Annotated in this window: 10 protein-coding genes; 2 read left to right on the top strand and 8 right to left on the bottom strand. The window is 58.5% G+C overall.

Annotated features, from left to right (window positions below):
* Nucleotides 1-164 precede the first annotated feature (164 nt).
* Nucleotides 165-1,607, bottom strand: coding sequence for a PTS system trehalose-specific EIIBC component (gene treP / locus FQ185_RS16415; RefSeq protein ID WP_149418314.1), 1,443 nt, complete (start codon nt 1,605-1,607; stop codon nt 165-167).
* 236 nt (nt 1,608-1,843) lie between these two features.
* Between treP and treR the strand changes: the two genes are divergently transcribed.
* Nucleotides 1,844-2,548: a trehalose operon repressor gene (gene treR / locus FQ185_RS16410; RefSeq protein WP_149418313.1), complete on the top strand. Its 705-nt coding sequence runs from the start codon at nt 1,844-1,846 to the stop codon at nt 2,546-2,548.
* A 102-nt stretch (nt 2,549-2,650) separates the two neighbouring features.
* Complete coding sequence (locus tag FQ185_RS16405; protein ID WP_149418312.1) at nt 2,651-7,438, top strand: membrane-targeted effector domain-containing toxin; 4,788 nt, start codon at nt 2,651-2,653, stop codon at nt 7,436-7,438.
* Between the two features lie 84 nt (nt 7,439-7,522).
* Here the strand turns inward: FQ185_RS16405 and guaA are convergent, their stop codons facing one another.
* The 7 genes from guaA to FQ185_RS16370 form a co-directional block, all read right to left on the bottom strand.
* Complete coding sequence (guaA, locus tag FQ185_RS16400) at nt 7,523-9,100, bottom strand: glutamine-hydrolyzing GMP synthase (protein ID WP_074873964.1); 1,578 nt, start codon at nt 9,098-9,100, stop codon at nt 7,523-7,525.
* A 99-nt stretch (nt 9,101-9,199) separates the two neighbouring features.
* Nucleotides 9,200-10,669 (bottom strand): IMP dehydrogenase, encoded by a 1,470-nt coding sequence (guaB, locus tag FQ185_RS16395; RefSeq protein WP_149418311.1) that lies wholly within the window; start codon nt 10,667-10,669, stop codon nt 9,200-9,202.
* 117 nt (nt 10,670-10,786) lie between these two features.
* Nucleotides 10,787-11,335, bottom strand: a complete 549-nt coding sequence (locus tag FQ185_RS16390) for a sugar ABC transporter ATPase (RefSeq protein ID WP_149418310.1) — start codon at nt 11,333-11,335, stop codon at nt 10,787-10,789.
* Nucleotides 11,336-11,545: 210 nt separating this feature from the next.
* Nucleotides 11,546-12,727: a formate-dependent phosphoribosylglycinamide formyltransferase gene (gene purT / locus FQ185_RS16385; protein ID WP_149418309.1), complete on the bottom strand. Its 1,182-nt coding sequence runs from the start codon at nt 12,725-12,727 to the stop codon at nt 11,546-11,548.
* Between the two features lie 90 nt (nt 12,728-12,817).
* On the bottom strand, nt 12,818-13,285 hold the full coding sequence (locus FQ185_RS16380) for a VUT family protein (protein ID WP_149418308.1): 468 nt from the start codon (nt 13,283-13,285) through the stop codon (nt 12,818-12,820).
* A gap of 192 nt (nt 13,286-13,477) precedes the next feature.
* Nucleotides 13,478-13,693 carry a DUF1289 domain-containing protein gene (locus FQ185_RS16375; protein ID WP_149418307.1) on the bottom strand — a complete coding sequence of 72 codons (216 nt, stop codon included), beginning with the start codon at nt 13,691-13,693 and terminating at the stop codon, nt 13,478-13,480.
* Nucleotides 13,690-14,214 carry a gamma carbonic anhydrase family protein gene (locus FQ185_RS16370; protein ID WP_149418306.1) on the bottom strand — a complete coding sequence of 175 codons (525 nt, stop codon included), beginning with the start codon at nt 14,212-14,214 and terminating at the stop codon, nt 13,690-13,692. Before FQ185_RS16370 ends, FQ185_RS16375 begins: the two co-directional genes overlap by 4 nt.
* Nucleotides 14,215-14,263: the final 49 nt, after the last annotated feature.

Below are 14,263 nucleotides of genomic sequence, written 5' to 3'. Positions count from 1 at the left end.
CTGGTAGATGACCGAACGTTGCCAGTCTTGCATGGCGCTATTCCTTCAGTAAGTTTTGTACAGGCCCTTAGGGCCTCATCGCGAGCAGGCTCGCTCCCACAGTTGATTGCATTCCCATGTGGGAGCGAGCCTGCTCCGGGCGGCGATCCGACGAATACGATCTATCAGGCAACCCGATACCCCGGCCGGACAATCTTCATGCTCAACCCGCAGGTCAAAACAAACGGTACGACCATGGCGATGATCATCCCGATCACAAACATCGGAATGAACGACGGAATGATCGAGATGAAACCGGGCAACCCGCCAACGCCAATCGCCGACGCCTGGACCTTGTTCAGCGACAGGAAAATGCAACCCAGGGCCGAGCCAATCAGGGCCGCATAGAACGGAAATTTGTAGCGCAGATTGACCCCGAACATCGCCGGTTCAGTGATGCCGAAATAAGCGGAAATCGCCGAGGTCGAGGCCATGCTTTTGTCTCGCGCATTGCGGGTCATGTAGAACACCGCCAGTGCGGCGCTGCCCTGGGCGAGGTTGGACATGACGATCATCGGCCAGATGAAGGTGCCGCCCTGGGTGGAGATCAACTGCAAGTCGACCGCAAGGAACATGTGGTGCATGCCGGTGATCACCAGCGGCGCGTAGAGCAACCCGAAAATCGCGCCGCCGACCATCGGTGCCAGGTCGAACAGCATGACCACGCCTTCGGTGATCAGAATCCCCAGATGCCGTGTCACCGGGCCGATCACGGCCAGCGCCAGCACGCCGGTGACGACGATGGTGGTGATCGGCACCACCAGCAATTGCACCGCGTTTGGCACCCGCGCCCGCAGCCATTTCTCGATCACGCTCATCACGTAAGCCGCCAGCAGGATCGGCAGGATCTGCCCCTGATAACCGACCTTTTCGATCTGGAACAAACCAAAGATGTCGAAGTACGGCAGGCTCTGCCCGTCCAGCCCGGCCACCGCTTTGCCGTAGTTCCAGGCGTTGAGCAGGTCCGGGTGCACCAGCATCAGGCCGAGTACGATGCCGAGGATTTCACTGCCGCCAAATCGCTTGGCCGCCGACCAGCCCACCAGCGCCGGGAGGAACACGAACGAGGTGTTGGCCATCAGGTTGATCAGGCTCCAGAGCCCGTCGAGTTTCGGATAGGCGTCCAGCAGGGTCTGACCTTCGATAAACATGCCCTTGGCGCCGATCAGATTGTTGATGCCCATCAGCAGGCCGGCAACGACCAACGCTGGCAGGATCGGCATGAACACGTCGGAAAACACCCGCACCAGCCGCTGCATGGCGTTGATTTTGTCGGCGCTTTTTTGTTTGACGTCGGCGATGGTCGAGGCGGCGAGACCGGTTTGCCGGCGGAGCTCGGCGTAGACCTTTTCCACTTCGCCCGGGCCGATGACCACCTGGAACAGGCCGCCAGTGAAGAACGAGCCTTTGACCAGGTCGATCTGGTTCAAGGTGCCGCTGTTGACCAGGCTCGGGTCCTTGAGGGCCAGGCGCAGGCGGGTGACGCAGTGCGCGGCCTGCTCGAGGTTGTCGCTGCCACCGAGGCTTTGCAGCAGCTCAGTGACGATATTCGGATAGTCGTGGCTCATGCTTGATCTTCCGCTGTAGTTTTTTGTTATTGGCAGCACGCCGAAACGAAAAGTACTCGTCTGTACGAGTTAAAGCAACAACTCGTACAGACGAGTTTGTTTTTGTTTATCCATAACCCGACCGGAGGCGACATTTCCTACCTCCATAACGCATGAAATCCAAAGCCGCATGGACAAACCCCCACCCTGCCCTTAAGGTTCAAAGCCTTGAGTACAGCGCGGCACAGAGCCATCCCATGAGTAAATACAATCAGATCTACAGCGATCTGCTTGCCAGCATCACGACCGAACGTCTGGAACGCGGCGCCCGATTGCCCTCCGAAACCGAATTGATGGAGAGCTATCAGGCCAGTCGCGGCACCGTGCGCAAGGCCATCGAGCAGCTTCAGGAGCGCGGTTTTGCTCAGAAAGTCCACGGCAAAGGCACCTTTGTACTGTCGACCAATCCCATCGAGTTTCAGCTCGGCGGCATCGTCAGTTTCCAGGAGACGTATCCGCGTCTGGGGAACAACGTCAGCACCGAAGTGGTCGAGTTCAGCCAGATTTCTCTCGAAGGTCCTCTGCTGGAACACATCAAGGCGCAAGAAGGCAGCCTGATCACGCGGATCAAACGGGTGCGGCGGATCGACGGCAAACGAGTGATTCTCGACATCAACCATTTCGTCAGCGATGTGATTCCCGGCCTGTCCCGTGACATCGCCGAACACTCGATCTACGCCTTCATCGAGCAAACCCTGCAATTGCAGATCGCTTATGCGCAACGCACCATCGAAGCGGTGCCCCGGAGCAAGGACGATCAGCAACACCTGGACCTGGACGGCCAGAGCCACGTGATCGTGGTCAGCAACCAGACCTTCCTTCAGGACGGTCGACAGTTCGAGTACACCGAGTCGCGGCATACGCTGGACAAGTTCTACTTTTCCGATGTGGCCAGACGCTGACACTACACCCTGGCGAATCGCCAAAAAGCATAACTATGTAGTGCACCTTCCTTGAGCAACCGGGCCACTCTCGACGGCCCATTTCTCAAGGATAGAGAGTGCATGAACTCGACAGAAACACGCCCGCTGCCCAATGCCGCCGACAAGGCTGCGCTCAAGGTGATCGCCACCACCGTCATCCAGACCTGCCCCAGCCTGCAAGACACGGCTCACGAGGTGGCCAGCAATTTACTGAAGAAGTACGCCATCACCGGCCTCGATCCGGATCTGGTGTACTTCCACCGCTTTGACGCGTCCCAAAGCAGTTCGAAAGCCTTTACCGGTTGGGAACATGTCAACGCAACGCCGACTTCCTCCATGACCCTGACGCAACTGGTAATCCACCGGTTTCGCGTCGCCGACCAGGACAACGCCGATCTACTGGACGTGTATGGAGGTTTCTATACCGCGGGGCCCAGCGCCGGCACCTTCAATGAAACCAACGAAGTGCGTCTGCACGGCAACGAGGTGCTGAAGGATTTCTGGAGCATCGATTTCAGCTCGTTGTACACCGAGAGGCTGACTGCCTTCTGGAACAATTCCGGTACCGATTTTCGTACTCTGGCCAAGTGCAATTTCCTCATCAACGCCGTTCAGGCCCGCGACAAACGCCAGTTGAGTGACGACGATTTCCGATTCGTCACCAATGCCGTCATCGGCCCGATCACCTGGCCGGTCAGCCGACAGCTGCTGGAAGCACAACATCCCTGCCCCGACAGTGTTCGCAAGCTGGATGTCGATGGCTACGTCGCCGCAAACATTCTTCGCTTTGTCGCGGCCAAAGGTCGGCAGATCGTTTACCTGCCCGGTGAAATCAACCCCTTTCAGGTGCTGGAAACCGCAACGGACATGCACTACTGGATGTTGCAGCAGATGAACAAGGAAGATGCGCGCCGGGTATTCATGGCGCATTTTTCCCTGGCAACCCGTCAGGAAATAGCCGAGAACATTACCGACCTGATGAACCGCTTGGTGGGGTCGTGGGGCACCTACAACCATTTGATGATCAACAAGGAAAACCAGGTTATTACCGGTGATGCCTTCACCTGGTTGCGCGATTCGACCAAAGCCACGATGTTCGCAGACGCTGAACGCTCTCTGACCTCCAATGGCGATTTACGCAAGAAGCTGTGGATGGGTTACCTCAGCGCCGGTGTGAAAGTTTTCGGTCCGATGGCGGTCGTCGGCGCACCGGTGGCACTGCCGGTCATCGGTGCCAGCATCGCCAGCCTGGGCCTGAATATTGATCAGGCGGTCAATGCCAAAAACACCCAAGAACGCAAGGCTGGAATCCTTGGTGCGGTGCTCAGCGGCATTGATTTACTGTTCAACCTGCTCGTCCTCAAAGGTCCGGGTTCGCTTGAGGAGGTAGGTCCCGGAGTTGAGGCCGCCGAAGCGAAAGAGATGTCTGACCTGATTGACTCAGCGCAGCCAACCAAAACCCCAAACCCGACACCCGAGCCGCCCGTTGAGTTATCGAACGGCGAACCAGACGTGCGCCGGGACGCCGCTTCGCCGGTGCCGGACACCTTCAAGATCAACGAGGTCCTCTCCGATGAAACATTGGTTCGGGAACCGGGCAGGTTGCAGGGTATTTATCGACTCCCCTCCAACCCTTCGACCGCCATCAAACTCGGCGACAGCGCTTATTTCGTACGCTTTGAAAAAGACATCAACGGCCCTGGCACCTGGGCCATTGTCGACCCGGCCAATCCCGATGCGTTCACAGGTTCGATTCCCGTGCGGCTGGGCGCCGAAGGTAAATGGGAAATCACCCCTCGTCTGGGCTTGAAGGGCGGCATGGACGTACCACCGGTAACTGCCGAAGGCGCAACGAGCGAGACCATCGTCGAGGAATGGGCTCGCTCATCAGGTATTCACTTACCCGGGCTCGACGACCCCGAAATGAGGTCGTGGGCACTGGGTGGAGTAGACGTCCAGGCTCGCTTCAGAAGGATATGGACGATCGGTGGAATAGACGTACGCAGTGTGCTCGAACCCAATGCTGACAGTGAAGGCGCCCGCAGTGTGTTCATGTCCCCTATCGACGAAGACGTCGAAGTCATTAGCGAGTTCGATCTGGCTCAGGAAGAAACCCGCGCAAACCTGATCAGCGATGCAAGCGCATGGTACGAGCGTCATCCACCGACTCCCCGCGCGCCAGTACTGACTACGGTACCCATCGAAACACAAACGCAACTGCTCGAGACAGCATTGGCGGAAAAACCCGGGCTGGTCATTGGTGAAAGCCGGGGCAGTATCGGCAGCAAGCAATTGCTCATCGAAGAGATGCCGAAACTGGCGCGCAGTGGCGTGAAAACACTGTACGTGCAGGAGCTGCTGGCCAACGTCAATCAGCTCGACCTGGATGCGTTCGCTCGCACCGGGGAAATGTCCGAAGAGCTGGAAAGCTACTTGAAGAGACTCGACTTCAGGGCCGGGAACGATCCGGCGGGCAAATTCAATCTTCTGTCACTGGTGAAAGCTGCCAATGCCGAGCGCGTCCGCGTCCAAGCCATCGACATGACGACGACCTACAACATCAATAAAGACTCGCTCCACCCGTTCCCGAACAATCAAATGTCGAGGAGCTTTTTTGCCAGTGAGGTCATTCGTTTCAATGAAGAATTGAAAGGCCCGGGCAAATGGATTGCCTTGGTGGATCAGCAAAACATGGCCACCTTCAGAGGCTACCGGGGTATCAGCGAACAGACCGATGCGCTGTGCGTACGTATCGATGACGTAACCCCAGGACAGGCACAACCCATCGGCTCGGATCCCGGTCTGTCGGTGGAATATGCGGACTACCCCGACTCCCCCGTCGAGGAAGTGGTTGGTTCGCCCGACCTCGACAATATTCAGGATCTGATCAGGGGCGACTGGCGGCTGCAACTGGAAACGCCATGGGCGTACAGGTCCCCGCAAAACCTGAGGGCGTTATTGTCGGAGCAGGGAATGTTCACGTTTCAGCGCTACAGAAGCAGCCTGTTGGTGGTTTATCGCAATGCCGAAAATCGCATGGCAGACAGCGTGATCAGGATGACCCCCGAAGGCAGGCTCAATCTGGATACTCCGCTTCGCCCAGCCTACGACTCCATGACGGTGGATAACCTCGACGAACTGAAAAAAGCGCTGGTCGCAAAAGGCATGAAGGCAGTGGGCTGGCCTGCGGACCTGGCGGAAATCACCGAGACCATCGAGCAACCCACGTCGCCGACCACCCCTCCCGAATCAGCAGGGGCGGGAGCGCTGATTGATGAACTCGAATCGACAAACCCTGGCATCGAGCAACACCCCTCGGTGCCCGACAACTGGCAAGCCAATGAACTGCTCGAGGGTGAAACACTCGGCGCCGAGCCGGGGAAATACCAAGGAATCTACCGACTCCATTCCAACCCTTCGACCGCAATCATGATGAACGACATGGCCTACTACGTTCGCTTTGAAGCCGACCTTAACGGGCCCGGACACTGGGCAATCGTCGATCCGGAAAACCCCAATAGTTTCTCGGGTTCGATCCCCGTTCGCCTGAACGCCGACGGAGAGTGGGAAACCATGCCACGTTTGGGACTCAAGGGCGGTGGCAAAACGCCGGCGACCCCCGGCACAAGCGGGACACGTTTGCCCGACCCAGTATCTGGCGCACTATTACCCGCCTCCGAATACGAGGTGCCATCCCGGTTACGACCGCACCTGGAAAAAAGCGCGGCAGGGTTGAATGATCAGGCGTTGCGAGACGTCTTCGACAGCCTCCAGGAATACGACCCCTATCGGGATTTCAAGGCAATCAGAAAGCGCCTTTATCAAGATGCCAAGCGTTTCTATGCCGAACTCCAATTGCCTGAGCGTCCGCCTGTTCCATCATTGAATCCCCAGGCCACTGCTGAAGAAACTATCGAGAAAATTCTCGAGCACGGCCGAGGACTGATCATCGGCGAGAGCCATGACGCGATCGGCAGCAAACAATGGCTGATCGAGAACATGGAACTGCTGGCCGGTAAACATGTAAAAACGCTCTACATGGAACACCTGCTGACCGATTTTCATCAGGCCGCGCTGGATTCCTTTTTCGAAACCGGTGTGATGCCCAAAGAACTGGAGACTTATCTCAGTGTGCTCGATATCGGACACATGACCGATCCACTCGAACGCTACACCTTCCTGGAACTGGTCAAAGAAGCGCAAAAGCAGCGAATCCGTATACAGGCCATCGATTGCATGGCGAGCTACAGAATCGACGGAATGGAGATCACTTCCGGCCAGCGACGCGTTGTCGACGAAACCGCGCGGCAAAAAATGATGAACTACTTTGCCAGGTCGATCATTCGTGCCGACCAGGCTGTCCGTGGTGCACATAAATGGGTGGCGCTGATGGGCAATTCCCACTCCAACACCTTCGAAGGCGTTGCCGGGGTCAGCGAGCTGGAAGAAGCCATCGGCATTCGCGTTGAAGACGTCGCCGAAGGGGCTTCCAGCGGCATCGAAGTCGACCCGGGGAAAATTCTGCCCATGGGCGGTGACGTTAATGATCGCCCTGCACTGGTCAGAGGCGATTTGCGTCTGCAAATGGAAACGCCATGGACCGCGCACACCATGACGGAATTCGAAGCGCTGTTGCCGCACCATGGCATGTACTCCTTGAAACAGCAGCCGCGCATGCTTTTTCTGGTGCATCGCAGCCGCACCAAAGAGCTCGTGCGCACACTCATCCAGACAGACAGGGGTCGTTATTACATCGAACGTCCGAACTGGCCTTTGGTCAGCGGAAAACGCTATGACAGCATTAAAGAGCTTTTACAGGGACTCGATAGCATAGGCTTGAGTCTTGGGGGCTGGTCGAAACCGCTGTAACCCGCCCACAAAAAAGCCGTGTGAAATCTGATTTCACACGGCTTTTGCTGTTGCAGCGTTCAAGCCATCAAGGCTTGCGCGGGATCATTCCCACTCAATGGTCGCTGGCGGCTTGCTCGACACGTCGTAGGTGACGCGAGAGATGCCTTCGATTTCATTGATGATGCGGCCGCTGACGGTTTCCAGCAGTTCGTAAGGCAGGTGCGCCCAACGCGCGGTCATGAAGTCGATGGTTTCAACGGCACGCAGGGCCACGACCCAAGCGTAGCGACGGCCATCGCCAACAACGCCAACCGATTTCACCGGTTGGAACACCACGAAGGCCTGGCTGACCTTGTGGTACCAGTCGGCTTTGCGCAGTTCTTCGATGAAGATGTGGTCGGCGCGACGCAGCAGGTCGGCGTATTCCTTCTTCACTTCACCGAGGATCCGCACGCCCAGGCCCGGGCCCGGGAACGGGTGACGGTAGACCATGTCGTACGGCAGGCCGAGTTCCAGGCCCAGACGACGGACTTCGTCCTTGAACAGCTCGCGCAGGGGTTCAACCAGCTTGAGGTTCATTTCTTCCGGCAGGCCACCCACGTTGTGGTGCGACTTGATCACGTGAGCCTTGCCGCTTTTGGCGCCAGCCGACTCGATCACGTCCGGGTAGATGGTGCCCTGGGCGAGGTACTTGATGTTGTCCAGTTTGTTGGACTGGGCATCGAACACGTCGATGAAGGTGCGGCCGATGATCTTGCGCTTCTTCTCCGGGTCGCTTTCGCCTGCCAGATTGTCGAGGAACTGGTCTTCGGCGTTGGCGCGGATCACCTTGACGCCCATGTTCTCGGCGAACATGGCCATCACTTGCTCGCCTTCGTGCAGGCGCAGCAAGCCGTTGTCGACGAAGACGCAGGTCAGTTGGTCGCCGATGGCTTTGTGCAGCAGTGCAGCAACCACCGAAGAGTCAACGCCGCCGGACAGGCCGAGCAATACGTTATCGGTACCGACCTGGGCGCGAATGTTGGCGATGGCGTCTTCAGCGATTTTCGAAGGCGTCCACAGGGCTTCGCAGCCGCAGATATCAAGGATGAAGCGCGAGAGGATGCGACCGCCCTGCTTGGTGTGGGTCACTTCCGGGTGGAACTGCACGCCGTAGTAGCCACGAGCGTCGTCGAACATGCCGGCAATCGGGCAGCTCGGGGTGCTGGCCAGGATGTGGAAGTCCTGTGGCATCTTGGTGACCTTGTCACCGTGGCTCATCCACACGTCGAGGCCGAACAGGCCGTCGGCGTCGATGTGGTCTTCGATGCCGTCGAGCAGGCGGCTCTTGCCGACTACGTCGACACGGGCGTAACCGAACTCACGCAGCTCGGAACCTTCAACCTTGCCACCCAGCTGTTCAGCCATGGTCTGCATGCCGTAGCAGATGCCGAAGACCGGTACGCCCAGGTCGAAGACTGCTTGCGGGCAGCGCGGGCTGTCGGCTACGTGCACGGACTCGGGGCCGCCGGCGAGAATGACGCCTTTCGGCGCGAATTCGCGAATCGCTTCGTCGTCCATGTCGAACGGATGCAGTTCGCAGTACACGCCGATTTCACGCACGCGGCGGGCAATCAGCTGGGTGTACTGGGAACCGAAATCGAGGATCAGGATGCGGTGAGCGTGAATGTCGAGGGCCATGATTCAGTCTCGTCTAAGTAATTCAGAAACAGTCGTGATTCAGAAACAACTCGGGGCTGAATAAAACAGCCCCGGTTACTTAACTTTTTGCTTGAAGCCTCAACCTACGCGGTAGTTTGGCGCTTCTTTGGTGATTTGTACGTCGTGGACGTGGGACTCGGCCATGCCCGCACCGGTGATCCGCACGAACTCAGGCTTGGTGCGCATTTCTTCGATGTCGGCACTGCCGGTGTAGCCCATCGAAGAACGCAGGCCGCCCATCAGTTGATGGATGATGGCGCTCAGGGAGCCCTTGTAAGGAACTCGCCCTTCGATACCTTCCGGAACCAGTTTCTCGGCGCCTGCCGAGGAGTCCTGGAAGTAACGGTCGGAGGAACCTTGAGCCTGGGACATGGCGCCCAGCGAACCCATGCCGCGATAAGCCTTGTACGAACGACCCTGGAACAGTTCGATCTCGCCCGGCGCTTCTTCAGTACCGGCGAACATCGAGCCCATCATCACGCAGGAAGCACCGGCGACGATGGCCTTGGACAGGTCACCGGAGAAACGGATGCCGCCGTCGGCGATCAACGGCACGCCGGTGCCTTCGAGGGCAGCGGCTACGTTGGCGATGGCACTGATTTGCGGGACGCCGACACCGGCGACGATTCGGGTGGTGCAGATCGAGCCAGGGCCGATACCGACCTTGACGGCGTCGGCGCCAGCTTCAACCAGGGCTTTTGCCGCAGCGCCGGTGGCAATGTTGCCGCCGATGACCTGCACTTGCGGGAAGTTGTCCTTGACCCAGCGAACGCGGTCGATCACGCCTTTGGAGTGACCGTGAGCGGTGTCGACCACCACCACGTCAACACCGGCATTGACCAGTGCAGTCACACGCTCGCCAGTGTCTTTACCGGTACCGACTGCCGCACCAACACGCAGACGACCTTGATCGTCCTTGCTGGCCAGCGGATAAGCCTTGGCTTTTTCGATGTCGTTGACGGTCATCATGCCTTTGAGCGCAAACTTGTCGTCGACGATCAGCACGCGCTCGATGCGGTGCTTGTGCAGCAGTTCGCGGACATCGTTCTTGTCTGCGCCTTCCTTGACCGTGACCAGACGCTCTTTAGGCGTCATCACTTCACGGACAGTGGCGTCCAGACGGTTTTCGAAACGCACGTCACGGGAAGTGACGATGCCGACCAGGTCGCCATCGTGCAAAACCGGAACGCCGGAGATGTTGTGCATGCGGGTCAGTTCGAACAGTTCACGAACCGTGGCGTCAGCCTCGATGGTGATCGGGTCCTTGACCACGCCGGCTTCGTAACGCTTGACCTTGCGAACTTCGGCAGCTTGCTGCTCGATGGTCATGTTCTTGTGGATGATGCCGATGCCACCTTCCTGAGCCATGGCGATTGCCAAACGGGCTTCAGTAACGGTGTCCATGGCGGCAGAAACCAGAGGAATATTCAGCTCGATGCCACGGGTTAGGCGGGTCTTGAGACTGACTTCGTTAGGAAGCACCTCGGAATAACCAGGCACTAGGAGAATGTCGTCGAATGTCAGAGCTTCTTGGCTGATACGCAGCATCGCGGGGGCTCCCGAGCGGGAAAATGGAAGCGCGCCATTATAGTCAGACACCCCCTCGGGTTCAATGTAAAACTCTGCCTATTATTGGCATTACTGATATACGGGGATTGTCGCCGCTTACAACTCGACTTTTACCCAACTGACGGGCTGATCGAGCCAATCGGCAAATTCGTCGATAAAGCTCTGCTTGAACCCGGCCTCGGCCCAGTTATTGAAGATGAATCCCAGGTTGGAAAAGCCGCATTCCTGCAGGAAAAGAAACCCGTTGATGTCATCTTCATGCCCGCATTCAGGGCAGGTGAAGTTATCGGTGCGCCCCGGCATCCAGTCTTCCAGGCTTTCGAACAGCGCTTCGCCGACTTCCTTGCGGCACTGCGCGCAGCCGGCTTCTTCGAGAAAGCCCTTGGCCGGTGTATAGATGCAGCGCTTGGTGACGATTTCCAGGCCATTGACTGGCTCGCCGAACGGCAGGGCTTCCGGGTACAGGACCACGGCGCGCGCACCGTCGCCGATGGCATGGGCCATGCGATTGCCGGTGCGCCCGCAGGTGGTCAGTTCTTCCTTGATGATGTTCTTGCGCACCAGCCACCGCACGACTGCCCGGGCCCGGGGCTCGTGCACCGGCAATGTGGAGATTTTCGGGACAATGATGCTTTGGGAGTTCATGACTACAGGCCTGATGCATTTGATGAAGGGAAGCACGCACAAATTATAGGCCGCCCTGTAGAGTCGGGCGCGCACTAAAACCAGGCGAGAAACCTGTGGGAGCGGGCTTGCCCGCGATGGCGTCAGTACATCAAACATTGATGTCGACTGAACCACCGCTATCGCGGGCGAGCCCGCTCCCACAGGATTGCGGGCCCGTCCAGGGTACTTTTACAGCTCGACAACCACCGCTTGCGACGCACGGGTCGCCTTGGCGCGTGCGGCCTCGATCGACTCGTCGCGAGCCAGTGCCACACCCATCCGGCGCTGACCATTGACTTCAGGTTTGCCAAACAGACGCAACGCGGTATCCGGCTCGCTCAACGCAGCGCCCAAGTTCGCAAAAGCGGTCTGAGTCGACTGCCCTTCCACCAGAATCACCGCTGACGCCGAAGGCCCGAACTGACGAATCAACGGAATCGGCAGACCCAGGATCGCCCGTGCGTGCAGTGCGAATTGCGACAGGTCCTGGGAAATCAGAGTGACCAGGCCGGTGTCATGCGGGCGTGGCGAAACTTCGCTGAACCAGACCTGATCACCTTTGATGAACAGCTCGACGCCAAACAGACCACGGCCACCCAGGGCTTCGGTCACGGCTTTGGCAACGCGCTCGGATTCGGCCAGGGCAATCGGGCTCATGGCTTGCGGCTGCCAGGATTCCTGATAGTCGCCCTTCTCCTGACGGTGGCCGACTGGCGCGCAGAACGTCGTGCCGCCGACATGACGCACGGTCAACAGGGTGATTTCGTAGTCGAAGTCGATGAAGCCTTCGATGATCACCCGACCTTTGCCGGCACGGCCACCTTCCTGCGCGTAATCCCAGGCCGTTTTCACGTCATCGACACTGCGCAACAGGCTCTGGCCTTTGCCCGACGAACTCATCACCGGTTTGACCACGCAAGGGAAGCCGAGGTCTTCGATCGCCTTGCTGTAATCCTCGAAGGTGTCAGCGAAGTGGTACGGCGAGGTCGGCAGGTCCAGCTCTTCGGCGGCCAGGCGACGGATGCCTTCACGGTTCATGGTCAGTTGCGCGGCGCGGGCGGTCGGGATCACCGTGAAGCCTGCGGCTTCCAGCTCGACCAGGGTTGCGGTGGCGATGGCTTCGATTTCCGGCACGATGAAATGCGGCTTCTCGGCTTCGATCACCGCACGCAGGGCAGCGCCGTCGAGCATGTTGATCACGTGGCTGCGATGCGCCACTTGCATGGCCGGCGCGTTGGCGTAGCGATCCACGGCAATCACTTCAACGCCCAGACGTTGCAGCTCGATCACCACTTCCTTGCCCAACTCACCACAGCCACACAGCAATACGCGGGTCGCGGTTGGCGACAATGGAGTTCCGATACGGGTCATCTCAGGTCCTCAAAGGAGCGGATCATCGAGGGAAGCGCGCTTCCCATGGGGAGAAAGCGCGGCATTTTACATGAACCGGCGGGTTTGGCTTCAGCTGACGACGGCCTGCTTGCGCAAGCGCCAGGCCATGATCAGCCATACGGCCGTTACACCGGCGAACTTCGATGCCAGCGCGGTGATGACCACGCCGGGGGTCAGCGCATCGATCATGCCAAAGAAGATGAAGGTGTCGAGGGGAATGCTCAGCGCCGAACTTATCCACAGGCGGTCGTGCAACGGCCGTTTGGTAATGCTGAACACCAGCCAGTCAATGCACTCGGACACCGCGAACGCCGTGGCACTGGCCAGGGCGATGGACGGATCGGACGTGGCATAAGACAGCACTAGCGCCGCCAGCATCGCCGCGATTGCGCCGTGACCGAAACGGGTTTGCACCATGTCGCGCAAAACGAACACCAAACCACCCCAGGCCGACCAGATGATGTCCAGGTGCGGCGCGGTGGAAAAGGCGTAGTTGATCAGCACGACACTGCCGATGTAAGCGATCAGGAAGAGCATGGGGCGTGGGGAGACCTGTCAATTTGGCGCACAGGGTACTTCAGGGATGGGGTTGGGCCAACAGTGATGGTGGTAATCCATAATGGCCTCTTCGCGAGCAAGCCCGCTCCCACATTGGTTCAGTGTTGATCACTAAATGCGGGAGCAACATCAATCCAATGTGGGAGCGGGCTTGCTCGCGAAGGCCGCGCTTCAATTATCCGGCTTAGCCCCGATCATCCACAGAATCCCGCTGGATTTGGCTCGCTCATGACACAACCCCAACACCTTGCGCCGCTCTTCGTTATCCATCCGGCTCCAACGGGTAATTTCATCCACCGTACGCTGACATCCGGTGCAAATATCATCTTCATCCAGCGCGCAAATACTCACGCAGGGAGAACGAACCGGTCGTTCGTCGGTGCTCATTCTTCCTGCTCGGCCAGATCGCGGGCATAACGCTGTGAGTTATGCACATAGTGGGCGGCGCTGGCTTCGAGCATCTTCTTCTGCGGCTCGGTCAGCTCGCGCACAACCTTGCCGGGCGAACCCATGACCAGCGAACCGTCCGGAATTTCCTTGCCCTCACCGATCAGTGAATTGGCGCCGATGATGCAGTTCTTGCCGATTTTCGCGCCGTTGAGAATCACCGCATTGATACCGATCAGGCTGTAATCGCCGACGGTGCAGCCATGAAGCATGGCGTTGTGGCCGATGGTCACGCCGGTACCGATGGTCAGCGGGTAGCCCATGTCGGTGTGCATCACCGTGCCGTCCTGGACGTTGCTGTTCTTGCCGATCAGGATCAATTCGTTGTCGCCACGCAACACGGCGTTGAACCAGACGTTGGCGCCCTCTTCCAGTTTGACCTTGCCCACCAGCACGGCATTCGGTGCAATCCAGCTCTGCGGGTGGGTTTCAACGCGGGCGTCGCCCAAGCGGTATTTCATCGTGTTGTCCTCAAGGCTCAGGCAGCCGCGGATTCACGCCATACGAACG

Source organism: Pseudomonas sp. ANT_H12B (assembly GCF_008369325.1).
Classification (GTDB): domain Bacteria; phylum Pseudomonadota; class Gammaproteobacteria; order Pseudomonadales; family Pseudomonadaceae; genus Aquipseudomonas.
Note: the sequence above shows the minus strand (reverse complement) of the source record. Positions and strands in the feature narration are given on the sequence as shown.

Excerpts from the sequence above, each read along its gene's own strand:
- FQ185_RS16375 (WP_149418307.1), bottom strand. The coding sequence starts at position 13,693 with ATGAGCACCGACGAACGACCGGTTCGTTCTCCCTGCGTGAGTATTTGC.
- guaB (WP_149418311.1), bottom strand. The coding sequence starts at position 10,669 with ATGCTGCGTATCAGCCAAGAAGCTCTGACATTCGACGACATTCTCCTA.
- treR (WP_149418313.1), top strand. The coding sequence starts at position 1,844 with ATGAGTAAATACAATCAGATCTACAGCGATCTGCTTGCCAGCATCACG.
- FQ185_RS16380 (WP_149418308.1), bottom strand. The coding sequence starts at position 13,285 with ATGCTCTTCCTGATCGCTTACATCGGCAGTGTCGTGCTGATCAACTAC.
- guaA (WP_074873964.1), bottom strand. The coding sequence starts at position 9,100 with ATGGCCCTCGACATTCACGCTCACCGCATCCTGATCCTCGATTTCGGT.
- FQ185_RS16390 (WP_149418310.1), bottom strand. The coding sequence starts at position 11,335 with ATGAACTCCCAAAGCATCATTGTCCCGAAAATCTCCACATTGCCGGTG.
- treP (WP_149418314.1), bottom strand. The coding sequence starts at position 1,607 with ATGAGCCACGACTATCCGAATATCGTCACTGAGCTGCTGCAAAGCCTC.
- purT (WP_149418309.1), bottom strand. The coding sequence starts at position 12,727 with ATGACCCGTATCGGAACTCCATTGTCGCCAACCGCGACCCGCGTATTG.
- FQ185_RS16370 (WP_149418306.1), bottom strand. The coding sequence starts at position 14,214 with ATGAAATACCGCTTGGGCGACGCCCGCGTTGAAACCCACCCGCAGAGC.
- FQ185_RS16405 (WP_149418312.1), top strand. The coding sequence starts at position 2,651 with ATGAACTCGACAGAAACACGCCCGCTGCCCAATGCCGCCGACAAGGCT.